We start from the raw sequence: 24,557 nt of genomic DNA on the forward strand, positions 1-24,557 counted from the left end.
TTTTTTATATTATGGTACAGGATGCCCGTTAGAGCTTTCGAAAATTGTAAACCATTGTTGACGATCTAAGTTAACTTTTGTAGCAAGAGCGGCTGTTTTTACACGATCTAATTTACCAGAGCCAACGATTGGCATCATATTAGCTGGATGAGCGAGTAACCATGCGTACATAACAGTATCGATGCTATTAACACCTAGCTCAGTAGCAACTTTTTGAACAGTTTCACGTACACGTACAGCGCGTTCTGATTGACCAGTAAAAATTTCACCACCTGCAAGTGGTGACCAAATCATTGGGTTGATTCGTTTCTCCTGACATAAATCAATTGTCCCTTTTTCAAAATGCTCAAGCTGCAGTGCAGATACTTCAATTTGATTCGTAATAAGCGGGAAATCTAAGTACGAACTTAGCATATTAAATTGAGATGGTAAGAAGTTAGATACACCAAAATGACGAACTTTTCCTTCTTGCTTTAAGCGTGAGAATGCTTCCGCCACTTCATTTGGATCCATAAATGGATCAGGACGATGAATGAGCAGTACATCAATATAATCCGTATGTAAATTTTTAAGTGATGCTTCTGCACTTTGAATAATATGTTCTGCAATAGTGTTGTAGTGAGCAACATATCGCTCTGGAAATTTTGGTGATGGGGGAGCGATTCCACACTTTGTGATAATTTGCATGTTTTCACGTAAGGAAGGCTTTAATTGTAACGCTTCTCCAAACAATCCTTCACACGTATATCCGCCGTAAATATCAGCATGATCGAAAGTGGTAATCCCCATATCCATACATTCTTCAATGAAAGAAAGTAATTCTTGTTTCGTCATATTCCATTCTGCTAAGCGCCAAAATCCTTGAATAATACGAGAAAATTCTAGCGTTTCGGCCATTTGAACTCGTTCCATTATAAGTACCCCCTTGATGAATGGTTATTTTTTGAAAAGGCTTTCTTACTACATATTATTATATAGTTAGAGGGGCGTACAAACAATAAATATGTTTTGCTACAAAAACGATTTTCTCTATATGCTATAATGTAGAAACATATAGCTATAAGGAGATGTAGGAAATGATTCCAGTAACAATATTAACTGGTTTTCTTGGATCAGGGAAAACGACATTATTAAATCGTATTTTATCAGAGAATCACGGCCAGAAATTAGCAGTGATCGTAAATGAAATCGGACAAATTGGTATTGATAATCAGTTGATTATGAATGTTGAAGAAGAAATTATGGAAATGACAAACGGCTGTTTGTGCTGTACTGTACGTGAGGATTTACTCGTTGCTTTAAAACAATTACTGGACGTAAAAGCAGAAGGTAAAATGGATTTTGATGGTTTAGTAATTGAAACGACTGGCCTTGCAAATCCAGGGCCGATTATACAAACATTCTTTTTAGATCCAGTCATTCAATCTGCATATCAAATTAACGGTGTTGTAACAGTAGTAGATAGTTATCATATACATAAACATTTTGAAAAAGGGCTAGAAGCAAAGGAACAAATTGCATTTGCTGATGTCGTTTTAGTAAATAAATTAGATTTAGTGAATGAAAGTGAAAAGGAAAATCTATTGCAGGAACTGCAAGGTATTAACCCAACTGCAAAGTTAATCGAGGCCACTAACTGTGATGTAGATATTCCATCGTTACTACAAATTCAAACGTTTAAAACGAAAGATACGTTACAAATTTATCCTCATACAGAACATAACCATCTAGAAGGTGTAAAATCGTTTGTATTACGTGAAGAGCGCCCGTTAGATTTACAAAAATTAAATGAGTGGATGTCAGCTGTCGTTCAAGAGCTAGGGGAGTATTTATATCGTTATAAAGGAATTTTATCTATCGATGGAGTAGATAAACGTATCGTTTTCCAAGGTGTACATACATTGTTTGCTGCATCATACGATAGAGAGTGGCAAGAGGGTGAAGAACGAGTAAGTGAAGTCGTGTTTATCGGAAAAGATATTAATAAAGAATGGTTCCAAGAACATTTTGAGGAGTGTGTGAAATAAGTCTGCGTATATTGCAGGCTTATTTTTTTGACTTAACTAAGCGCTTTGAGAGAAATGCTAGATTGTAAAAAACAAAGGGTTATAAAAAGCCTGTTTTCACAGGCTTGTATGTTCATCTAAAAGTAACTCCATTACAACACCTACAACTGGGCCTTCATCATCAATATCCCCGTTTAAACGGAAACCAAATGATTCGTATAGTCCCATTGCGAGTTTGTTGTCTGGATGTAAACTTAAATAAATTATATTACATTCAAATTTATCTTGTAAGAATTGAAGGAGTATGCGAAGGAAACGTTTTGCGTATCTTTTTCCTTGATATTGTTGGTCAATCATAAAGCGGTCTAACCACACACTTTTACGCTTTTCCCAATACCATCCGTACATTGCATATCCTACAAGTGTTTCTCCATCATATAAACCTATTGACGTTCCGTTTCCTTCATATAATGATTCTGCTAAAGAAAACGCATTACTTTCAATAAATTGCTGCTGGTCTTTTGCGACGTTTAAAGCAGCTACTGAACGCCAATTTTTTGCTGTTACTTCACAAATGTGAAGAGTCATAATTCCAACTCACCTTCTAAATTAATATAGCTCAAAAGCTAATATGGATAATTTTACTTGTTATTTTGGTCAAGTCAAGCAGAAGCGCATAAAAAAGAAGCTGAATGTCATATTCAGCTTCTTATCAAAAGTTGATTAGTTAGTAGCTTCTTTCAATGTATTTACGTTTTCTTCCATTAAAGTGAAGTAATCTTTATTATTTTTCGCATCGTCTTCAGAAATAGTAGCTAAGTGATTTAAGCGTAAAATCTTTGTACCTGTTTCTTTTTGAATAACGGATGCTACTTTTGGAGTAGAGAATGTTTCAAATAAAATATATTTTAAGTTATGTTCTTTTGCTGTTTTTGTAATATCAGCAAGTTGCTTTTGAGATGGTTCATCAGAAGCTGAGATTCCAGCGATAGGAATTTGCTTCAGGCCATAACGTTGTTCCCAGTACCCATATGCAGCATGAGAAACTAAAATTTCTTTCGTTTTTGCATTTGCTACAGCAGCTTTAAATTGATCGTCTAAATCAGTAAATTTTGTTTGAAGTGCTGCGAAGTTTTTTTCGAACTCTTGTTTATGGTCAGGTTGTAATTCTACAAGTGCATTTTTAATTTTTTCTGCCTGTTTCATTGCTAGAGTAGGGTCTAACCAAATGTGTGGGTCTTTATCGTGATGATGTTCATCCTCTTTGTGGCCGTCTCCATGATCATGATGCTCTTCTTCAGTAGAAGTACGCAGTTCAATACCTTTTGATGCATTTACAATTTTAACATTTTCTTTTTGTAATGCTTTTTCCATTTTTTCAGCAAATGGCTCTAATTCAGCACCGTTATAAACGAATAAATCGGATTTTGCAACTTGTACTGTTTGTTTTTGACTTGGCTCAAATGTATGAGAATCTGCACCAGGTGGATAAATTGCTTCAACAGTTACATAGTCGCCACCAATTTTTTTTGCGAAATCAGCAAGAGGGAAGATGGTTGTATAAACAGTTAGCTTTCCATCTTTCTTGGCAGTACTTTCTTTTTTATTTGAGCAACCAGTAAACATTAAAGTGAAAATAAGTAAGAATGAAAATATAGTCAATCTCTTAGGCATGAAGTTCTCCTCTTTTCTTTTATACGGATATATTTTCCCCAATTATAGAAGAAAAATATCATTTTAATACAAAACGGAATAATTACGTTTTAGTTTGCGAACTTAGTATAATACATCTTTAATAAAGTTGCAATAAATAATAATCATTCCGATTTGATTTTGTTATAAAGTTGTCAAATATAGATGTATTATTTTTGCTAATGCATGCATATGTGACAACGCTGCGTTCATATATTTGAAAGGAGGGCGTGGAGGGGGATGAGTGTTTGGGATATATAATGGAAGCTATATTATTAATATTAGCGGTAGTATTTCCATTAGCTTTAGTTTTAATTTTTTTAAGAAGATTAATAAGTAATTTAGGGAATGCATCAACAATAACGAAATTGCCAGAGCAAGATGAGAAAAATGAGTAAGTAAAGCACTATGCGTACGCATAGTGCTTTACTTATGGTAAAATGGAAGAACGGAAACTCCTGTTAGTGGCGATTAGCTATAGGAGAGAATAGTAAATAAAGAGGTATACACATATATGAATAAACGAACAGCGTTAGTACTTGGTGCAAGTGGCTTAGTTGGACAAGAGATAACGCGTCTATTACTTGAATCAGATTACTACGATTCGGTTACTATTTTTGTAAGAGAAACAATGCAATGGCAGCATGAAAAGTTACAGCAAAAGCAAGTAGATTTTTCTGTATTAGAGGAATATAAAGAGTTTTTTGCTGTAGATGATGTTTTTAGTTGCCTAGGAACGACAATAAAAAAAGCAAAAACAAAGGCGAATTTCAAAAAAGTAGATTATGAATATACGTTACGAGCAGCTTGTCTAGCTGAAAAACAAGGGGTTCAAAATTTCCTTGTTGTGTCTTCTATGGGAGCAAATCCTAAATCGTTTTTCTTTTATTCACAAGTGAAAGGCAAAATGGAAGAGGAACTGCAAAAATTAGTGATCGGTGGTATTCACATTTTTAGGCCATCATTATTAGTAGGGAATCGACAAGAATTTCGTTTTGGTGAACGAATGGCTGAAAAGTTATCTCGTATTATTCCTTTTATCTTTAAAGGGGCTTTCAAAAAGTATAAACCAATTTCAGCTAAAGATGTGGCGAAAGGGATGTATATAACCGCACTGCGAGAAGAATCGGGTATTCATACGTATAATTCAAATGAAATTACATCGATAAAATAAATGAAACCGAGAAGAATGACTTCTCGGTTTTATTTATTCGTACTGATTTTCCCTGGAGCTCGCTCGTATTGATACGGTTCTTGTAATTCAAAACCAAGTTCATTTGCTGCTATTCTTGGGAAGTATGGATTGCGAAGTAACTCACGTCCGATAAAAATTAAATCTGCCTCGCTATTATTTAAAATTTGCTCCGCCTGTGCCCCGGTCGTAATCAACCCAACTGCACCTGTTGCAATGTTAGCATGCTCCTTAATATGTTTAGCATATTGTACTTGATATCCCGGATACACATCTATGCGTGCTGGTACAACAGCGCCAGAACTACAATCGATTAAATCTACCCCTTGTTCTTTCATCCACTGTGTATACTGAATGTAATCTTGAACCGTTAACCCTTCAGGATGATAATCATTTGCTGAAATACGTACAAATAACGGGCCACTCCATACTTCATTTATTGAGTCAATGATTTCACGCAAGAAACGATAGCGATTTTCAGATGAACCTCCATATTCATCAGTCCGCTTATTGGAAAGTGGAGAAAGAAATTCATTAATAAGATAACCGTGAGCGCCGTGTAGTTCAATAACATCAAAACCTGCTTGTTTTGAACGCAGTGCAGCCTTTCGAAAAGCTAATACGGTGTCTTTAATTTGCTGTATACTCATTTCTACTGGTATTTTCATTGCTTCATTAAACGGAATTGCTGATGGAGCGAAAGCATCCGTCTCTAATTCAGCTTTTCTTCCGGCATGAGCGAGTTGGATGGCTGCTTTTGCACCATTATCATGTATAAATGTTGTCGTTTTATGTAAGCCTTCAATTAGGCTATCATCCCATATGCCTAAGTCTTTGTTAGAAATTCGTCCTTCTGGTAATACAGCTGTTGCTTCAATCATCACTAAACCGACTTGACCGGCAGCCCTGGTTCCATAATGAACGAGATGAAAATTAGTTACTTGGCCATTCTCATTTTCTGAAGAATACATGCACATAGGTGACATGACGATACGATTTTTTACTGTAACATCTTTAATTGTATAGGGTGAAAAAAGTTTGGAATGCATCAAATAGCCTCCTTGATTGAATTTTCTTATATTTTACCATTCCCTTTTTCGTTTCTCTAATAAAACGCCTATACGAAAAATTTTGTCTATTCGTGTTACAATGACTAATATGAAATGAATGGGAGGATGACATATGTATCAGGCTTATTATGATAGTGAATTAGGTTTGTTGGAAGTTACAGCAAATGAAGAAGGAATTATGTCTGTTATATTTGTTGATGAACGACAAGAAGAAAATAAAAATGAAATGATAGTTCAATGTATAAATGAGTTGGATGAGTATTTTAAAGGGAAAAGAAAAGAGTTTACGGTCCCACTGTCTGCTAAGGGAACACCATTTCAAAAAAATGTATGGGATGCGCTCTATACTATTCCGTATGGCGTAAGCGCTTCATATTTAGATATTGCAGAGAAAGTTGGAAATACGAAAGCTGTACGAGCGATAGGAGGAGCAAATAGTCGTAATCCGATATCAATAATCGTTCCGTGTCATCGTGTAATAGGGAAGAGCGGGAAACTTGTTGGGTATGCGGGTGGTTTATGGAGGAAAGAGTGGTTATTAAAACACGAAGGTATTTTGAAATGACGTATGGATGGGAAGAGGGATTGTTTTGGAATGTATAAATTGTGGGCAACCTTGCGCGGATGATCAGTTAAATTGTGCAAGTTGTCAGCGTAACTTGCATAATGAACAAGATGAGGGAAACTTGCTAATAGATAAAGAATTAGAAGTATATGTAGGGGGACAGTACCCGTATTATAAAAGAAAATGGGAGCTTGAAAATAAGCGGATTGCTAGGTGGAGCTGGAATGGTTGGGCTGCTATTTTCAGTGTAGGTTGGCTTGGGTATCGTAAGCATTATGTACCTGCTGCTTTGTTTTTACTGTTATTAGTAGCATGTGATGCATTTTCATATTATATGGGATTTAATGTAGCATTGCCAATCGTTAATATGGTACCTCTTACATTTTTATTACTCATATTTATTCTATTTGGGATGGGGATTTTTGCGAATGGATTCTATTATCAATTTGCAGAAAGGCGTATATATAGAATAAAAGCACGGGGAATTAAAGATGAATCGGTTGAAAAATATCTTATTCGTGATAGTGGCGGCACAAGTAAAATGGGAGCGACAATCGTTACTATGTTAGCAGTTGCTACTATTTTCTTTAGCCATTTCTTTTTTCCAACTGATCGAGATATTATTCAAAAGGTTCGTACAAACTCGCTTTATGAATATCCGTTCTTTTCAATTGGTGAATCATTTGAAAATTATTTTCAAAAACCAGAGTGGATATATTACCGCGGGACGGAAGGGCTAGAATTAGTAGAATTCCAAGGGTATAGCCCTGGGATGCCAAAACAGCAGGTGATAATTCAATTTGTTGTTGATTATAAATTAGGTGAAGTTGAGCCATACTCACTTTCGATTAATGGCGAATCTAAAAATGAAGAAGAGTTTTTGAAGATGATGGACGATATATTTAAGGTTCAAAACCCATTTGACATTGAGGATGGATTACAAGTACATGTTATACAAAAAAGCGGGCAGAAATTGATTTCTGACCGCTTTTTTCTTTTTTATTAAAATAAATATTTAAAATAATCAGAATCTTTTGTATAATGATATATATTATACGGGCTTTAACTTATACATATAGATTGGGGGAAGGAAGAATGAAGAAAAAGACAACAACAATTGCTGCACTTGCGTTATCGACTAGTGTTTTGGTTGCAGGATGTGGGACTGGGGAGAAGGCTTCGACAACGAAGAAAGAACCAAATAAGGGAGTGGCAGATAAGCAAGTATTAAATCTGCTAGAATCAGCTGAAATTCCTTCAATGGATACATCTAAATCGACAGATTCTGTATCCTTCCGTGTATTTGTAAATGCAATGGAAGGTTTATATCGTTTAGATAAAGATAATAAACCAACGCCAGGTATGGCAAAAGATGTGAAGATTAGTGAAGATAAGAAGACATATACATTTGAATTACGTGATGCAAAGTGGTCAAATGGTGATCCAGTCCGAGCGCAAGATTTCGTATATGCTTGGCAACGTACATTAGATAAAGCGATAGCTGCAGAATATGCATTCATTTTATTTGATGTGAAAAATGCACAGAAAGTAAACAAAGGGGAATTACCGTCAGATCAATTAGGTGTTAAAGCGAAGGATGATAAAACATTGGTAGTAGAATTAGAGCAACCGGCACCTTATTTCCTTGAACTTACGTCTTTCCCTACATTCTTCCCATTAAATGAAAAGTATGTAAAAGAACAAGGGGATAAATACGGATTAGAAGCAGATAAATTAGTATATAATGGTCCATTTACAATGAGTGAATGGAAACATGAACAAAGTTATCAGTTAAAGAAGAACCCAAATTATTGGGATAAAGAGGCTGTAAAGTTACAAGAAATTAATGTAAGTATCGTGAAGGAAACGAGCACTGGAGTGAATTTATATGACAGTGATCAAGCAGACCGTGTTATTTTAAGTTCTGAGTTTGTTGATAAATATAAAAAGAATAAGCCAGATGAATTTAAAACGAAATTAGACCCGCGTATGTATTTCTTACGCTTTAATCAAAAAAATGCAACATTTAAAAACCAAAAGGTTCGTGAAGCAATTGATTTAGCATACGATAAAAAAGGGATTGCTGATGTTATTTTAAATGACGGTTCATTACCAGCATATTTCCTAGTACCTGAGAAATTTACGACAGGACCGGATGGAAAAGACTTCCGCACTGTAAATAAAAACTTCCGTGATAGTAAAGATAATGCAGCGAAGGCAAAAAAATTATGGGAAGAAGCGAAGAAAGAACTTGGTCAAGATACAATTACAGTAGAGTTACTAAATGATGATAACGGTAGTCGTAAAAAAGTGGGCGACTTTATTAAAGCAGAACTTGAGAAAAACTTACCTGGTATTAAAGTGAATTTGAAACAACAACCGTATAAGCAGAAATTAGATTTAGAAAAGAAATTTGAATATGAATTCTCATTATCTGCATGGAGTCCAGATTATCCAGATCCAATGACTTATATTGATATGTTCGTGACTGGAAGCTCATTTAATGAAATGGATTATTCAAATCCGAAGTATGATGATTTAGTAGCGAAATCTAAAGGAGAACTATTAAAAGATGACGCAGCACGCTGGAAAGCACTTGCGGAAGCTGAAAAAATCTTAATTGGTCAAGATGCTGCTATTTCTCCTGCGTACCAACAAAGTACAGCGTATTTAGAGAAACCTTACGTAAAAGGTATTGCGAATCATACGTTTGGTGGGGACTTCAGTTATAAATGGGCATATATTACAAAAAAATAGTATAATAAAAGGTGAGTGAATTTTCGCTCATCTTTTATTTGTATAGGAGGAAGTCCAGTTGTTAAAGGGAATCAATCATCTATGTTTTTCAGTATCTAATTTAGAAAAATCTATTATATTTTACGAAAAAGTACTAGAAGGAGAATTATTAGTTAAAGGGAGAAAACTAGCGTATTTCAACATATGTGGCGTATGGATAGCACTTAATGAAGAGGCGCATATTCCGAGAGATGAGATTCGCCAATCTTATACACACATTGCATTCTCTGTTGAAAAAGAAGACTTAGAAAGCCTATTGCAGCGGTTAGAAGAAAATAATGTTCATATTTTACAAGGAAGAGAACGAGATGTAAGAGATTGTGAGTCTATATATTTTGTTGATCCTGATGGTCATAAGTTTGAGTTTCATTCAGGGACGTTACAAGACCGTCTAAATTATTATAAGGATGAGAAATCTCATATGACGTTTTATTAAGGGAGGAGAGAGCATTTGCATGCGCTTGTAATTGGTGGAACAGGGATGTTAAAGAAAGTATCTATGTGGCTTTGTGATCAAGGATTCCATGTTTCTATTATTGGACGAGATGAAATGAAGCTAGAAAATGTTAAGCGAGAGAGTTCGGCACCTAAAAGTATTACATGCCTTTCTCTAGATTATCATGATGATGACGATGTGAAGGTGGCTATTAAAGATACAATTGAGAAAAATGGTCCAATAACAGTAGTTGTCGCATGGGTACACTCGAGTGCAAAGCATGCTCTATCAAACATCTGTAAAGAACTAGATTTGTCGTCTGAAACATATAGTTTATTTCATATTTTGGGCAGTAAAGCATCGCGTATGGCCGCATCACAAATAGGTGGTACACAATGTAGTTATCACAGAATTATATTAGGTTTTATTTTAGAAGATACATATGGAAGATGGCTTACCAATGAAGAGATAGCGGATGGGGTTATAAAAGGGATTGAAAGTAAACGAGCGGAATGGATTGTAGGGAGAGTAGAACCGTGGGAATTACGACCAAAATGGTGAGGGGGAATAAGAAATGAAAACAACTATATATGTAACAAGGCATGGTGAAACGGAATGGAATGTGGCGAAACGAATGCAAGGACGGAAAAATTCAGCTTTAACTGAAAATGGTATGTTACAAGCGAAACAATTAGGGGATCGAATGAAAGATTTATCGATTCATGCGATCTATAGTAGTCCGAGTGAAAGGACCCTTCATACTGCGGAGTTAATAAAAGGTGAACGTAATATACCCATTATAGCGGATGAGCACTTTTATGAAATTAATATGGGTATATGGGAAGGACAAACAATCGCGGATATAGAAAAGCAATATCCAGAAGAAGTACATTTATTTTGGAATAAGCCACATCTTTTTCAGTCAACATCAGGAGAAAATTTTGGGTCTGTTTATAAAAGAGTTATTAAAGGGATACAGCTTCTATTAGAAAAGCATAAAGGAGAAAATATATTAATTGTTTCCCATGCGGCAGCGGCGAAATTACTTGTAGGACATTTTGCGGGTATTGAAATTGCAAATGTATGGGATGATCCATTCATGCACAGCGCAAGTCTTAGTGTAATTGAGTTTGATGACGATTGTGGTGAAGTAAAACAATTTGCAGATATAAGTCATTTTCAGGAAAAGTAAAAAAGGCCGCAAAACGGCCTTTTTTTGTGGACATAAAAAACTAGCAATTACGTTTTTTATACCAGAAGTGATCGAATTTCTTGTTTTTGCAAGAAGAGGACTTATGTCTGCAATCTTTGCAATCATTCCATTTGTGCCCGTCATCGTGACAGTCTTTACCATGATCCCACGAATCATCACAAGAATCATGATGGCTATGAGGGAAAAATACACATTTTTTACAGAAACATCGTTTTGTCCAGAAACATTTCTTTTCAAAGCGAACGCATTTTGTAACGAAAGTACATTTTTTCACGCGAGTACGTTTTGTAACTATAACGCATTCTTTTCTACGAGTAACCTTAGTAACGAATGTCCATTTTTGAACGCGTACACGAGTACATTTTGTAACAAATGTCCATTTTTTTACATGAGTACATTTTGTAACGAAAGTACAATGTTTTACGCGAGTACATCTTGTTCTTGGACATTTACGCCCTGTTGTACATTTATTTCCTGTTGTACATTTACGTCCTGTTGTACATTTACACCCTGTTGTACATCTATGATGAGAGAATTTATCATCATCGCACTCAAAAGTACTTGGATCTTGGTGTAAGAAATCCTCCATCCCTGCACTTTTGATTTCTTCAACAGCTTTTCTAATATCACGTTTCATAGAAATCCTCCTTATCGTGTATTAAATTGAAAAGGTATTCTTTTTCCTTAACATGATATGAGATACGATTTCTTTCTGAACAGGACAAGAGTGTAATTTTATATAAATGGATGATAGCGGATGTATGGACAAGGCGTGGTGCATACATTGAATGAAGAGAACTGAGAAGGGATGAGAAAACATGCTGCCTTCATATGATTTTTTTGTTCATCCAATGTACTTAGTGGAATTGAAAAAAGACATTTGGTCAGAGAGTCCAGTGCCAGCAAAATTAACTTATGGAAAAAAGAAGTATGACATTGATATTGTCTACCGTGGTGCTCATATTCGTGAATTCGAGAAAAAATCTTATCATGTTATGTTTTATAAGCCGAAAAAATTTCAAGGGGCGAAGGAGTTTCACTTAAATTCTGAGTTTATGGATCCGTCTCTCATACGAAATAAATTATCTTTAGATTTTTTTCATGATATTGGTGTACTTTCACCAAAGTCACAACATGTATTTGTAAAAATTAATGGTCAAATGCAAGGCGTATATTTACAGTTAGAATCAGTTGATGAAAACTTTTTGAAAAATAGAGGGTTACCGAGTGGTTCTATTTATTATGCGATAGATGATGATGCGAATTTTTCTTTAATGAGTGAGAGAGATAAAGATGTTAAGACAGAGCTTTTTGCGGGTTATGAATTTAAGTGTTCAAATAAAAACAGTGAGGAACAACTGAGTGAATTTGTATTTCAAGCGAATACATTGACGAGGGAAGCTTATGAAAAAGAAATTGGGAAGTTTCTACATGTAGATAAATATTTACGGTGGTTAGCTGGGGTCATTTTTACGCAAAACTTTGATGGTTTCGTTCACAACTATGCATTATATCATAATGATGAAACAAATTTATTTGAAGTTATACCGTGGGATTATGATGCGACTTGGGGACGCGATGTACAAGGAAGACCGCTTAATCATGAGTATATTCGTATTCAAGGGTATAACACGTTAAGTGCAAGGTTGTTAGACATACCTGTATTTAGAAAGCAGTACCGCAGTATTTTAGAAGAAATATTAGAAGAGCAATTTACAATTTCTTTTATGAGGCCGAAAGTAGAAGGATTGTGTGAATTGATTCGTCCGTATTTACTACAAGATCCATATATGAAAGAAAAAATAGAAACATTTGATCAAGAAGCTGAAATGATTTTTCAATATATAACCAAAAGAAGAAAGTATATACAAGAACATCTACATGAATTGGATTAATTTTGAAGAGATTGAAACATTATCAATCTCTTTTTTTGTATAATAAAGACGTATCAATAAAAGGGAAATAGTATTTATTTGATAAAGAATGGGGTTGTGTAGAGATGACGATTAAATGGATTGATTGGGTAAAGCAAATACAATCTATAGCACAGGCTGGGTTAACGTATTCTAAGGATGTGTATGATATAGAGCGTTTCCAACAATTAAGAGATATTTCAACTTCTATGATGTCACATTACACAAAAACAGATTGGGAAGTTGTTGAGAAATTATTTGCAAGTGAGACAGGCTATCAAACACCTAAAGTTGATATAAGAGCGGTTATTTTTCAAAATGAAAAACTATTATTTGTGAAAGAAAAAAGTGATGGAAAATGGGCATTACCAGGTGGATGGGCTGATGTCGGTTATACGCCGACAGAAGTAGCTGCGAAAGAAGTTTTAGAGGAGACAGGTTATGAAGTAGATGATTTTAAGCTATTTGCTATATTTGATAAAGAAAAACATCTACCATCGCCTTCAGCAACACATGTATATAAAATTTTTATTGGCTGTAAGATTATTGGTGGCGAAAAGAAAACTAGTATTGAAACAGAAGCTGTGGAGTTTTTTGGTGAGAATGAATTGCCTAATTTATCGATTGCTAGAAATACAGAAGAGCAAATTAAAGAAATGTTTGCCTACATGAAAGAGCCTCGGAAAGAAACATTAATAGATTAATAATACTTATTCCCGATAATATTGTTGGAATGAAGATATTGGCAGAATGCAACCTTTATGTAATAATGGGATGGTATGTGAAGAAAAAAGGAGATAGAAAATAAAATGTTAGCAAGCATAATAGATCAGTTATTGCAATTTTTTGCAAGCTTAGGTTACTTTGGAGTAGCGCTAGCTTTAATGATTGAAATTATCCCGAGTGAAATTGTACTTTCGTATGCTGGCTTTTTAGTCGCGGATGGTAAAATTAGCTTTGTCGGTGCAGTTATTGCTGGAACAATCGGTGGTACTTTAGCTCAAATCTTTTTATATTGGCTTGGATACTATGGCGGACGTCCAGTTGTAGAGAAATATGGAAAATATCTACTTATTAATAAACATCATTTAGACATAGCAGAAAATTGGTTTAAGCGTTACGGAGCAGGAGTAATCTTTTCTGCACGCTTTATCCCAGTCGTACGTCATGCCATCTCTATTCCAGCAGGATTAGCTAAGATGCCATTAAAACTATTTACACTGTATACAGTAGTTGCGATTATTCCATGGTCAATACTATTTATATACTTAGGTGAAAAGCTAGGTGGAAATTGGCGACACATTAAAGAGTATGCATCTGATTACACACATTACATAATTATAGGAGCGGTTCTCTTTGTTGCTCTATACTTCGGTTTAAAGTATTTTAAAAAGAAAAAAGCAGCGCGTTAAAGTCAATGATTTTTCATTGGCTTTTTTTATTTGTTTCGGTTCGGTTCTAAAGAAAGGGAGTTGTCCATAATGTGTAATAATAAAGCGTAGCGGAGGAATGTGATGAAAGGGTCACCGTTTATACGTGGAACGATATTTTTAACGATGGCAACGATGATATCTAAAATGTTAGGATTTATATATGTAATACCATTTACAGCTATGGTCGGTACGAGTGGGTACGTTTTATACACATATGCATACCGTCCATATACGCTTATGCTCAGTATTGCAACGATGGGATTACCACTCGCTGTTTCAAAGATGGTATCAAAATACGATCAACTGAATGACTATCATACGGTTAAAAGAGTGCTGAAAAGTGGTATCGTATTTATGCTTTTAATGGGAGTTCTCTCATGTTTTACACTGTATTTGTTAGCACCACATTTAGCTGAACTGGTGATTGATGGAAATGATCAAACAGGGAATAGTGTAACGGCTGTAACTCATAACATTCAAATTGTAAGTTTTGCATTAATACTTGTACCAGTAATGAGCTTATTAAGGGGATTCTTTCAAGGGTTTCAATCGATGGGACCTTCTGCGCTCAGTGTAGTTGTAGAGCAATTTTTTCGAGTCTTAACCATTTTGATAGGAAGCTTTGTTGTTTTATATGTGTTAAAAGCCTCTGTTTCATTAGCAGTTGGTATTTCTACGTTTGGTGCATTTATGGGGGCTATAGGTGGATTAAGTGTATTAAGTGCGTATTATATGAAAAGAAGAAGGCATTTAAAGAAAAAAGAGATGGCAAGTATACCGCAAACAACGAAATCTTTTTTCTCGTTATATAAGGAGCTCTTTACATATTCAATACCGTTTGTTGTAGTTGGTTTAGCGATTCCGTTGTATCAGACGATTGATACATTTACAATTAATAAACTACTCATACAAATCGGATATATGCAAGGAGAAGCAGAAAAGATTAATGCGATCATCGGCTTAGTTCAAATGGTTGTGCTCATTCCAGTTTCTGTTGCGACAGCTTTTAGTATGTCTCTCGTACCAGAGATGACGAAAGCTTATACAGCGGGAAATACGAAGTTGTTGTACAAACATTTCACGCGGACGAATGTATTAGTAGTAGGGATTACGGTACCGGCGGCAATTGGGATGATGGTGTTAGCAAAGCCGGTATATACTCTTTTATTTGGTGCAGGAAATGATCCGGAGATGGGAAGGATTATCCTACAGTACTATGCTCCTGCTTGTATACTATTTTCTCTCTTCACCGTAACGGCTGCTATGTTACAAGGAATCAATCAACAACAGAAAACAGTGCTAGGATTAGGTATTGGACTTATTGTAAAAATAGTTTTAAATATTGTGCTGCTGCCACATTTTGATTATGTAAGTTTTATCATTTCAACATACGCTGGCTATACGATTTCAGTTGGCTTTAACTTGTGGATGCTTTCTAAATATGTTATAAAGGCAACATAAGCTTTTTAAGGCAGAGAACACTCTGTCTTTTTCTATGTTTATAAATTTTTTCTAATAAAAACGTTTTCAAAATAATTTTTCTATTGAAATTTAAACGTATGTTTCATATGCTGAACATGGCGGTTCAAAAACTGTTGTTTAAGTGAGGTAGATTCCCACATGTAAAAAGAATCGGGGTGATAGTATGTTAAATATGTATTTAACAGACCGAAACGGAAAACTACAAGAGATTGAGGAAATGCAAAAGGGTTGCTGGATTAATGTACTTCATCCAACGGAAGAAGAAATTCAATATCTAGTACAAACTTTAAATGTAGACTTAGATTTCATTAAAGACCCTTTAGATGATGAAGAACGCTCTCGTATTGAAAGGGAAGACAGTAATACTTTAATTATCGTGGATATTCCGACAGTTAGACATGATGAAGAAGGAAATTCGATTTATGACACGATTCCAATAGGTATGATTGTCATGCCAGATTGTTTTGTTACAATTTGCTTAGAAGAAAACCCAATTTTTGAACGTTTTATTAACCAACGTATTAAAGAATTTTATACGTTTAAAAAGACACGCTTTGCACTTCAGCTCTTATATACAATTTCTACTTATTATTTAAGATACTTAAAGCAAATTAATCGAAAAACAATCGATTTAGAGCATCAATTAAATAAATCGATGAAAAATAAAGAGATTTTCACATTGTTAGGCCTTGAAAAAAGTTTAGTATACTTTACAACGTCATTAAAGGCTAATAAAATTGTAATTCAAAAATTAATGCGTAATAGTACATTTTTAAAAATGTACGAAGACGATCAAGATTTATTAGAAGATGTATTGATTGAAAATAAGCAGGCTATTGAAATGGCGGAAATATATAGTCACATTTTAAGTGGAATGATGAACACTTTTAGCTCCGTCATATCAAATAATTTAAATAGTGTTATGAAACTGTTAACATCTATTACAATCATTTTATCTTTACCAACGATGGTTTCTAGTTTCTTTGGAATGAACGTAAAGGTTCCGTTTGAAGGGGAAGCGCATGGCTTTGTAATTGTACTCATCATATGTGTAACACTATCTTTCACATTAGCATTTGTGTTTTGGAAGAAACGTTACTTTTAACAATAAGAAAGCTGCTCTAGCATAGTTATAAAACTACGTTAGAGCAGCTTTTTTATTATAAAATCCCAATTTTGACAAAGGATATAAGGTGTGAAATGTAATGTCTAGAAAGGGTATGAATTCCTTATAAGTCTTGTTCAAATAATAAAATGGGGTTAAAATTACATATTGTTAATGAAAAGTTGGAGGAAATACATCATGGAATTGTTTCAATTACCGAAAGCATTCCTGCAAATGAATACAATCTTTATCTCAATATTGATCGAAGCACTTCCGTTTGTGCTAATTGGTGTATTTATTTCAGGATTCATTCAAATGTTTGTGACAGAAGATATGGTAGCAAGATGGATGCCGAAGAACCGATTTCTGTCTGTTTTGTTAGCTACTTTTTTAGGCATGATGTTCCCAGGCTGTGAATGTGGAATTGTTCCGATTGTAAGACGATTAATTGGAAAAGGCGTTCCACCATACGCGGGGATTGCATTTATGTTAACTGGACCAATTATTAATCCAGTTGTATTATTTGCAACATATGTTGCCTTTGGAAGTAGTATGCACATGGTATGGTATCGTTCTATTGTAGCGATTATCGTAGCAATTATCGTTGGAATTATATTATCATTTATGTTTAAGGAGCATCAATTAAGAGATGATCACTTCCCAGAAGTGAATCATAAGCGTCCATTACGTAAAAAAATGTGGGACGTATGTACACACGCTGTTGAGGAATTTTTCTCAATGGGAAAATATTTAGTGTTAGGAGCGTTAATTGCTGCTGCAGTTCAAACGTTCGTACAAACCTCAACACTTCTTGCTATAGGACAAGGGCCGTTTTCTTCATCAGCTGTTATGATGGGACTTGCTTTTATTTTATCACTTTGTTCAGAAGCGGATGCATTTATTGCATCGTCATTCCAAAGTACATTTTCAACAGCATCACTTGTCGCGTTCCTCGTATATGGACCGATGGTGGATATTAAAAATATGTTTATGATGCTTGCGACATTTAAAACGAAATTTGTAATTGTCGTTACGGTTACAGTTACACTTGTGGTTTATGCGAGCTCACTACTCATATATGCGATGGGGTGGTAGATTATGTTTCGAGCATATATATTATTAGGTTTTACAATTTTAATTGCGCAGCTTCATATTTCAGGTAATATTACGAAGTATATCAATATGAAATATGCTTATTTATCAAAAACAGCGGCTATTATTTTAGGATTCTTAACGATTATACAAATTATTATCGTTTTCCAGAAAGAGCATCAAAAGGAGAAAGAACAGCACAATTGTGGATGTGATCATAGCCATTGTGGGCATGATCATTCAAAAGATGAAAATACATGGTGGAAACGAACATTTTCTTACACTTTGTTCTGTTTCCCGATTGTTTCAGGATTATTTTTCCCGATTGCGACATTAGATTCGGATATTGTTAAAGCGAAGGGCTTTCATTTTCCAGTAGCACAGGCAGAAAGTAAAGATCCATTTATGACAAGGCAATTTTTAAGACCTGATACGAGTATTTATTACGGAAAAGAAGGCTATCGTGGTGTAATGGAGAAAGGGAAGAAAGAGTTTGTTACGAAAGATAATATTGCTTTAAAAGATGAAGATTTCTTAAAAGGTATGGAGACGATTTATAATTATCCTGGCGAGTTTACTGGGAAAAAACTATCCTATAAAGGATTTGTTTTCAGAGATGATTCATCTAAAAAAGAACAATACTTCTTATTCCGTTTCGGTATCATACATTGTGTAGCGGATTCTGGTGTATATGGTATGTTAGTGAAAAAACCAGAAGGGGTAGAATGGAACAATGATGATTGGATTCAAGTTGAAGGAGAAATATCAACTGAATTTTATCAACCATTCCATGCGAACATTCCTGTTTTAGAAGTAACGAAATGGAATAAAGTTGAACAGCCGAAAGAACAATATGTATTTAGAGGAGCCGATTGATAACATCGGTTCTTTTTTATGGACTAAACGTTCTAAAGATTGCTAATATTAAACATGTAGTTCACATGATGCAGTATTTATGGATAAATAATTAAAGGGGTGAAAACAGTGACAGGAGTTAAGGGGAAAACAGCAAATGAATCTAGAGTGTTTAAAACGAGCCGAGTATTTCCAACAGATTTAAATGATCATAATACGCTATTTGGTGGAAAGATATTAGCGGAGATGGATATGGTTGCTTCCATTTCAGCAACGAGGCATGCAAGAAAAGAATGTGTCACAGCTTCTATGGATTGGGTAGATTTCTTACATCCGGTTCGTTCTTCAGATTGTGTAAGTTATGAATCCTTTGTAATTTGGACGGGAAGAACTTCAATGGAAGTATTTGTGAAGGTAGTAGCTGAAGACTTAATTTCAGGTGAGAAACGTATAGCAGCAACTTCATTCGTTACTTTTGTTGCTCTTAGCAAGGAAAATAATCCAGTTCCAGTTCCGCGTGTCATTCCTGAAACAGAAGAAGAGAAAGAACTACATCGTATCGCTGTGTTACGTGCAGAACAACGTCATATACGTAAGGCAGAAAGTAAGAAAGTAGCTACATTACTAACTTTTTGAGTTGAATATGTAGTCATCAAAATAACCATCAAGACTGAAATAGTTTTAATATGGAAAAGAGGACACCTTAAATAGGTGTCCTCTTTTATAGTTTTTTCATCCACATATCATATGACAGTGACTACTTAGCAGAAGCAAGCAGCACCGACGATGATTAAGAGGATAAATAATACGACTAATAGCGCGAATCCATTACCATGTGCGAAGCCCATTGTTATTTCCTCCTTTTATTTTAAGATACAACATACAATATGCAAATGAGCTATCGTTTGATATGGACATATATCATGTAATGGCATATTTTCTTGCATGATAATGTATTAAAAAAGGGAAGATATAGAAATAACAGTAAGTGGAGAAAGGAAAATATCCATGAAACACTTTTTCGCTATACTCCTTTGTTTAATAGGTGTATTCATTTGGATGAACATCGATGTGGAAATGGGGAAAAAAATGGCTAGTGAATATGAATTAGGACAAGTTCGATTAGGGGAATTTCAACTATATACGAACGGTGAAGAGTTATATACGAAATTATTTGAGGATATACGTAATGCAGAAAAGTACATATATATCCATTTTTATATTGTAGGTAAAGATGAAATAAGCCAAGAGTTTTTGCGGTTGCTTGAAAAAAAGGCATCGAGTGGAGTAGAAGTAAAATTGTCAGTTGATCGAATAGGTGGATATAAGCTGAAGAAAAAGATACTCCGTCAACTAAAAAGAAATGGTGTCCAGTTTACGTTTAGTAAAAAGCCTAAACTGAAAAATATTTTCTATTCATTGCATCAACGGAACCATAGACGCATTGTTACGATAGATGGAAAAGTATCATATGTCGGCGGCTTTAACATTGGAAAGGAGTACCTTGGACAAGATCCGAAATTTGGTCCGTGGCGTGATTATCATGTACGAGTCAAAGGGAATGGTGCCACGGATATGGAAAGGAAATTTGCTGTTGACTGGAAAGAAGATACGGGAGAAAAAATGCCTCTACATGAAAGTTTACCTGTGATAGGGAATGTAAAATATCAATATTTATTTTCAGATGGAAAAGGATTATGGGAAGAATATGGAGCGCTTTTAAAGCAAGCTAAAAAGTCTTTAATTATTGCTACACCATATTTTGTACCAAGTAAAGAAATGATGAAAGAGTTAAAAGATGCATTAAACCGCGGTGTCAACGTGAAAATTCTCGTCCCATTTAAAAGTGATGCCGTATTGTTAAAACAAGCTGCCTATCCGTATTTGAAAGATATGTTACATGCTGGAGCGGAGATTTATCAATATCGGAATGGCTTTTTTCACGGGAAAGTAACAATCATTGATGGAGAAATTGTGGATATTGGGACAGCGAATTTTGATAATAGAAGTTTTTATTTAAATTATGAATCTAACTGTATCATATATGACAAAACAGTTGTTGATGACGTATGGAGTCGATTAAAGGAAGACTTTCATAAATCAAAACGATTTTCTGAAGAAGATTTTGAAAAAATAAGTAGCTGGGATTGGTTTCTAGCAAGAATAGCGAATGTAATCGCATCATATTTATAGCATATGAATAAAAGGTAAGGGAGGAGTTTAAATGGACTGTATGAAAGAATTAATGAGATATAGTTATATGCTAATCTACAAGGTAGGAGAGTATACTGGAAGGGTTCGTGATGAAGAGTTAAAGGATTTATTACAACACCATTTACCGTATATGTTACAAGCATATAATGAACAAGTGAACTTTCAAGAAGGAGAAAATGTACAGCGAATAACTTGTGAACCAATGTCGTTTCATTTACCCGAAATAGAAAAGGGAATAGACGATAAATATACCGGGGATATTCGTATTGCAATTTGTTATATCTCGCATTTAAAACGATTAGCATTAAAGGTGGCTCAAGTAGCAGTTGAAGTTGCAAATCCAGAATTTCGCTCGTTTTTGGAAAATTGTTTCTTGAAAATGAATCGCTATGCTTATAGTGTGTGGCAATATGTTATGAAGAAGGAATATAAAATTAACCATGCATATGAAAATGAGAAATTTGCATAAAAAACTAAGGTGACAGGGGCCTTAGTTTTTTTGTTATTAGAAAATTTACAAATATTTACCGTATATTTACTATTTGTCAATCTCTCCTTTAAAAATAGAGAGTAATATGGGATTGTACATATTCTATCAAAAGGAGGAAACGCAAATGAACAAATGGGTTAAATCATTAACTGCTATGGCACTTGCAAGTTCTTTATTAATGGTAGGTTGTAGTAAAGATGAGGACAAGAAGAAAGAAGATGATACAACAACACAACAAGAGGATAAAAAGGATAAAGAAACAAGTGGCACTGAGAAGTCTACGGATTCTAAAGAAAAGAAATAAAGTAATAATAGAGCTTCCTCTTATAAATGAGGAAGCTTTTTTGTTGTAAATTGATTGAGATTATTGAAAAATAGAGAAAGAATGGAAAGAGGGGGAAAACAAATGAAAGTATGTATATTGGGAGCAACAGGGCGAGTAGGTTCAAACGTAATAAAATTAGCATTAAAGGACTCAGCTGAAGTGACTGCATTAGCGCGTGATTTAAATAGAATAGAAATACAGCATGAAAGGTTACGAGTTATAGAAGGTAATGTATGGAACGAACAGGATATAAAGAAAGTGATAAAAGGAAGCGATATAGTAATTAGTGCACTTGGAACAGATCAAAATGGGACTTTAGCGAAGAGTATGCCGCAAATTATAAAGCAAATGGAAGAAGAAGGTGTAAAGAAAATCATTACTATAGGAACAGCTGGTATTTTACAGGCAAGAATAAATCTAAGTATATATCGTTTTCAATCAGCGGAATCAAAAAGGAAAACGACAACGGCAGCAGAAGATCACTTAGCTGCGTATAAAGAACTTAGTAATAGTAATGTATGCTGGACTGTCGTTTGTCCGACACATTTAATAGATGGTGAGGTGACAGGCGTATATCGAACTGAAAAAGATATCTTACCAGAAGGTGGCTCGAAAATTACAGTTGGTGATACAGCACATTTCACATGGGATTTGTGTCATAAAAACATATACGAAAATAGTCGAGTAGGTATTTCCTATTAAAAAACCATCCCAAAAGTGGGATGGTTAGAAAATGATATAACATACGAAGATGATAATCATAATGATTTGTAGAATGGCTTTGGCTACAGTACTGCTTAAAAATCCAACGACAGTAGCAACTCCTACTAGAAAGGCGTCTTTTGGCGCCTTTTTATGCATTAGCTCAGTTATAAAAACCGATAAAAATGGTATTATAATTAAACCGAATGGCGGGAAGAAGAATGATCCGACAATGATCGAAACCATACCAACACGTTCGCCCCATTTTGAACTGCCGTATTTTTTTAGGAAATATCCATTTGCAATAAAATCAGCAACGAAAATAAATAGTGTGAAAATCGCTTGAACAATCCAAAAAGAAATCGTTAGTTCTCCGCCATTTATACCAAAATGGTAAATCAAATATCCAGCCCATACAGCTAGAATACCTGGAATAATGGGATAAATAAAGGCGAGAAATGAAACAATGAAACAGGCAATGATACAGATTGTTAATAATGCAGTCACTTTATAACTCCTTTTTAATATCCAATTTATGTACAGCTATTTTTTTAATTTGATGTCCATCAAGTTCTAATGCTTTAAATTGAAACCCATCATACTCAATGGAATATCCAGCTTCAATATTTACATCAACTGCTTGAGAGAGGAGCCAGCCTCCGATTGTATCCAAGTCGCTATCATCAATATGTAGACCGAATATATCATTTACTTCAGAAATAAGTACTTTTCCATCTAAAACAGTAAGCTTAGGGGTACGCTTTTCAATCATAGGCGATTCATCCGCATCAAATTCATCTTGAATTTCCCCAATGATTTCTTCAAGAATATCTTCCATTGTTAAAAGTCCAGCAGTACCACCATATTCATCCATAACGATTGCCATCTGAACACGATTCTTTTGAAGATGGACTAACGTTTTACGAATTGGAACAGTTTCAAATACAGTGAGTACGGGATGTATATACGACTCAAGTGGTTTATAAATCCCTTTCGTTTGATCATGGAATACTTCTTTCGTATTAATCATCCCGATAATATCATCTTTATCTTTTTCAATGATAGGATAACGTGTGTATTTTTCGGTTGCGACGATATCCATGTTTTCTTCTAACGTATTTTCAGTAGATAAGCAAATCATTTCAGTACGAGGGACCATGATTTCTTTTGCAACGCGGTCATCAAATTCAAAAATATTATTTACATATTTATACTCGGTTTGGTTTATTTCGCCGCTTTTAAAACTTTCACCTAAAATAAGTCGTAACTCTTCTTCAGAATGGGCAAGTTCATTTTCTTTAGCAGGTTCTAAACCAAATAGCTTTGTGAAAAATATAGCTGTACTATTTAATAACCATATGAAAGGATACATAATTTTATCAAACCAAATGAGTGGTTTAGCAAATTTTAAAGCAATGGTTTCTGCTTTTTGAATAGCAAAAGATTTTGGAACTAATTCTCCTAATACAACATGGAAAAATGTAATTACACTAAAAGCGATAATAAAGGATAAAGTATTCGCCATTGTTCCAGTAATATTAATTTTTTCGAATAGTGGTCGCAGTATGTGCTCCACAGTCGGTTCACCAAGCCAACCAAGACCTAAAGATGTAATTGTAATACCGAGCTGACAAGCAGATAAATAGACGTCTAAATTAGATACAACGCTCCTTGCAGCCAATGCCTGCTTATTTCCTTCATTTGCAAGCTGATCAATTCGACTTTTTCGTACTTTTACAACAGCAAATTCTGATGCAACGAAAAAGCCAGAAATAAGAATAAGTACAAAGATGAGAAAGATATTTAATATGTCCAAGTGTGTTCTCCATTCCAAAGTGTGGAATAAAGATGTCACCTCCTGCAATTATGTTATACTTTTATAATAAATCTAAATGAAAAGAATAGTCAAAGAAAAAGGGTAAATATTGGTATGTTTCTGTAATAGTTTTTGAATTTGTTGTTATTTTGTCCGCTAT

General features: G+C 34.7%; 29 protein-coding genes. 21 read left to right on the forward strand and 8 right to left on the reverse strand.

The genetic code is table 11. The annotated features are described in order from the left end of the window. Positions 1-9: 9 nt before the first annotated feature. The gene (locus tag BAQ48_RS20140) at positions 10-912 is read right to left on the reverse strand and encodes an aldo/keto reductase (protein WP_071712554.1); all 903 of its coding nucleotides are present in this window, start codon (positions 910-912) and stop codon (positions 10-12) included. Between the two features lie 164 nt (positions 913-1,076). On the opposite strand from BAQ48_RS20140, the gene BAQ48_RS20145 reads away from it, so the two are divergent. Next, positions 1,077-2,027, forward strand: a complete 951-nt coding sequence (locus tag BAQ48_RS20145) for a CobW family GTP-binding protein (protein ID WP_063222785.1) — start codon at positions 1,077-1,079, stop codon at positions 2,025-2,027. A gap of 96 nt (positions 2,028-2,123) precedes the next feature. Here BAQ48_RS20145 and BAQ48_RS20150 read toward each other — a convergent pair whose 3' ends face one another. Then, positions 2,124-2,594 carry a GNAT family N-acetyltransferase gene (locus BAQ48_RS20150; protein ID WP_071712555.1) on the reverse strand — a complete coding sequence of 157 codons (471 nt, stop codon included), beginning with the start codon at positions 2,592-2,594 and terminating at the stop codon, positions 2,124-2,126. A 135-nt stretch (positions 2,595-2,729) separates the two neighbouring features. Continuing rightward, entirely contained in the window at positions 2,730-3,680 is a 951-nt protein-coding gene (locus tag BAQ48_RS20155; RefSeq protein WP_071712556.1) for a metal ABC transporter substrate-binding protein, read from the reverse strand. A 278-nt stretch (positions 3,681-3,958) separates the two neighbouring features. Between BAQ48_RS20155 and BAQ48_RS28015 the strand changes: the two genes are divergently transcribed. Both BAQ48_RS28015 and BAQ48_RS20160 read left to right on the forward strand, forming a co-directional pair. Further along, positions 3,959-4,096, forward strand: a complete 138-nt coding sequence (locus BAQ48_RS28015; RefSeq protein WP_084064931.1) for a hypothetical protein — start codon at positions 3,959-3,961, stop codon at positions 4,094-4,096. 116 nt (positions 4,097-4,212) lie between these two features. After that, positions 4,213-4,872, forward strand: a complete 660-nt coding sequence (locus BAQ48_RS20160; RefSeq protein WP_001042755.1) for an oxidoreductase — start codon at positions 4,213-4,215, stop codon at positions 4,870-4,872. Positions 4,873-4,901: 29 nt separating this feature from the next. Here the strand turns inward: BAQ48_RS20160 and namA are convergent, their stop codons facing one another. Continuing rightward, positions 4,902-5,939 carry an NADPH dehydrogenase NamA gene (gene namA / locus BAQ48_RS20165; RefSeq protein ID WP_071712557.1) on the reverse strand — a complete coding sequence of 346 codons (1,038 nt, stop codon included), beginning with the start codon at positions 5,937-5,939 and terminating at the stop codon, positions 4,902-4,904. A gap of 133 nt (positions 5,940-6,072) precedes the next feature. On the opposite strand from namA, the gene BAQ48_RS20170 reads away from it, so the two are divergent. The 6 genes from BAQ48_RS20170 (at position 6,073) to BAQ48_RS20195 (ending at position 10,949) form a co-directional block, all read left to right on the forward strand. Continuing rightward, entirely contained in the window at positions 6,073-6,525 is a 453-nt protein-coding gene (locus BAQ48_RS20170) for a methylated-DNA--[protein]-cysteine S-methyltransferase (RefSeq protein WP_071712558.1), read from the forward strand. 25 nt (positions 6,526-6,550) lie between these two features. Next, on the forward strand, positions 6,551-7,531 hold the full coding sequence (locus tag BAQ48_RS20175; protein ID WP_071712559.1) for a DUF2628 domain-containing protein: 981 nt from the start codon (positions 6,551-6,553) through the stop codon (positions 7,529-7,531). Positions 7,532-7,620: 89 nt separating this feature from the next. Further along, the gene (locus tag BAQ48_RS20180; RefSeq protein WP_071712560.1) at positions 7,621-9,282 is read left to right on the forward strand and encodes a peptide ABC transporter substrate-binding protein; all 1,662 of its coding nucleotides are present in this window, start codon (positions 7,621-7,623) and stop codon (positions 9,280-9,282) included. Positions 9,283-9,340: 58 nt separating this feature from the next. Next, a complete protein-coding gene (fosB, locus tag BAQ48_RS20185; protein ID WP_071712561.1) occupies positions 9,341-9,757 on the forward strand; it encodes a FosBx1 family fosfomycin resistance bacillithiol transferase in 417 nt (138 codons plus the stop codon). Positions 9,758-9,772: 15 nt separating this feature from the next. Further along, on the forward strand, positions 9,773-10,318 hold the full coding sequence (locus tag BAQ48_RS20190; RefSeq protein WP_071712562.1) for a short-chain dehydrogenase: 546 nt from the start codon (positions 9,773-9,775) through the stop codon (positions 10,316-10,318). Between the two features lie 13 nt (positions 10,319-10,331). Further along, complete coding sequence (locus tag BAQ48_RS20195; RefSeq protein ID WP_071712563.1) at positions 10,332-10,949, forward strand: phosphoserine phosphatase 1; 618 nt, start codon at positions 10,332-10,334, stop codon at positions 10,947-10,949. A 40-nt stretch (positions 10,950-10,989) separates the two neighbouring features. Here the strand turns inward: BAQ48_RS20195 and exsB are convergent, their stop codons facing one another. Continuing rightward, positions 10,990-11,607, reverse strand: coding sequence for an exosporium protein ExsB (gene exsB, locus BAQ48_RS20200; protein WP_071712564.1), 618 nt, complete (start codon positions 11,605-11,607; stop codon positions 10,990-10,992). A gap of 181 nt (positions 11,608-11,788) precedes the next feature. Between exsB and cotH the strand changes: the two genes are divergently transcribed. The 8 genes from cotH (at position 11,789) to BAQ48_RS20240 (ending at position 19,486) form a co-directional block, all read left to right on the forward strand. Beyond that, positions 11,789-12,865 (forward strand): spore coat protein CotH, encoded by a 1,077-nt coding sequence (gene cotH / locus BAQ48_RS20205; protein ID WP_071712565.1) that lies wholly within the window; start codon positions 11,789-11,791, stop codon positions 12,863-12,865. A gap of 104 nt (positions 12,866-12,969) precedes the next feature. Beyond that, positions 12,970-13,587 (forward strand): NUDIX hydrolase N-terminal domain-containing protein, encoded by a 618-nt coding sequence (locus BAQ48_RS20210; protein WP_000153593.1) that lies wholly within the window; start codon positions 12,970-12,972, stop codon positions 13,585-13,587. Positions 13,588-13,692: 105 nt separating this feature from the next. Beyond that, a complete protein-coding gene (gene uptA, locus BAQ48_RS20215) occupies positions 13,693-14,295 on the forward strand; it encodes an undecaprenyl phosphate transporter UptA (RefSeq protein WP_000881208.1) in 603 nt (200 codons plus the stop codon). Between the two features lie 102 nt (positions 14,296-14,397). Then, positions 14,398-15,777 (forward strand): putative polysaccharide biosynthesis protein, encoded by a 1,380-nt coding sequence (locus BAQ48_RS20220; RefSeq protein ID WP_071712566.1) that lies wholly within the window; start codon positions 14,398-14,400, stop codon positions 15,775-15,777. Between the two features lie 184 nt (positions 15,778-15,961). After that, positions 15,962-16,903 (forward strand): magnesium transporter CorA family protein, encoded by a 942-nt coding sequence (locus BAQ48_RS20225; protein ID WP_071712567.1) that lies wholly within the window; start codon positions 15,962-15,964, stop codon positions 16,901-16,903. 198 nt (positions 16,904-17,101) lie between these two features. Then, on the forward strand, positions 17,102-17,998 hold the full coding sequence (locus BAQ48_RS20230) for a permease (protein WP_000418729.1): 897 nt from the start codon (positions 17,102-17,104) through the stop codon (positions 17,996-17,998). A gap of 3 nt (positions 17,999-18,001) precedes the next feature. Further along, a complete protein-coding gene (locus BAQ48_RS20235; protein WP_071712568.1) occupies positions 18,002-18,871 on the forward strand; it encodes a TIGR03943 family putative permease subunit in 870 nt (289 codons plus the stop codon). Positions 18,872-18,979: 108 nt separating this feature from the next. After that, on the forward strand, positions 18,980-19,486 hold the full coding sequence (locus BAQ48_RS20240) for an acyl-CoA thioesterase (RefSeq protein ID WP_000148200.1): 507 nt from the start codon (positions 18,980-18,982) through the stop codon (positions 19,484-19,486). Between the two features lie 125 nt (positions 19,487-19,611). On the opposite strand, the gene BAQ48_RS20245 is transcribed toward BAQ48_RS20240, so the two are convergent. Further along, positions 19,612-19,698, reverse strand: a complete 87-nt coding sequence (locus BAQ48_RS20245) for a YjcZ family sporulation protein (RefSeq protein ID WP_000505094.1) — start codon at positions 19,696-19,698, stop codon at positions 19,612-19,614. 160 nt (positions 19,699-19,858) lie between these two features. Between BAQ48_RS20245 and cls the strand changes: the two genes are divergently transcribed. From cls to BAQ48_RS20265, 4 genes are all read left to right on the forward strand, one after another. Beyond that, positions 19,859-21,043, forward strand: a complete 1,185-nt coding sequence (gene cls, locus BAQ48_RS20250; protein WP_071712569.1) for a cardiolipin synthase — start codon at positions 19,859-19,861, stop codon at positions 21,041-21,043. 31 nt (positions 21,044-21,074) lie between these two features. Beyond that, positions 21,075-21,533, forward strand: a complete 459-nt coding sequence (locus BAQ48_RS20255) for a spore coat protein (protein ID WP_071712570.1) — start codon at positions 21,075-21,077, stop codon at positions 21,531-21,533. Positions 21,534-21,678: 145 nt separating this feature from the next. Beyond that, complete coding sequence (locus BAQ48_RS20260) at positions 21,679-21,858, forward strand: hypothetical protein (RefSeq protein WP_001045957.1); 180 nt, start codon at positions 21,679-21,681, stop codon at positions 21,856-21,858. A 102-nt stretch (positions 21,859-21,960) separates the two neighbouring features. Further along, the gene (locus BAQ48_RS20265; RefSeq protein ID WP_071712571.1) at positions 21,961-22,581 is read left to right on the forward strand and encodes an NAD(P)-dependent oxidoreductase; all 621 of its coding nucleotides are present in this window, start codon (positions 21,961-21,963) and stop codon (positions 22,579-22,581) included. A gap of 24 nt (positions 22,582-22,605) precedes the next feature. On the opposite strand, the gene BAQ48_RS20270 is transcribed toward BAQ48_RS20265, so the two are convergent. Both BAQ48_RS20270 and BAQ48_RS20275 read right to left on the reverse strand, forming a co-directional pair. Next, positions 22,606-23,088: a DUF456 domain-containing protein gene (locus BAQ48_RS20270; protein ID WP_071712572.1), complete on the reverse strand. Its 483-nt coding sequence runs from the start codon at positions 23,086-23,088 to the stop codon at positions 22,606-22,608. Between the two features lies 1 nt (position 23,089). Beyond that, entirely contained in the window at positions 23,090-24,397 is a 1,308-nt protein-coding gene (locus BAQ48_RS20275) for a hemolysin family protein (protein ID WP_071712573.1), read from the reverse strand. Positions 24,398-24,557 lie beyond the last annotated feature (160 nt).

Source organism: Bacillus luti, assembly GCF_001884105.1.
In the GTDB taxonomy this organism is placed as follows: Bacteria; Bacillota; Bacilli; order Bacillales; family Bacillaceae_G; genus Bacillus_A; species Bacillus_A luti.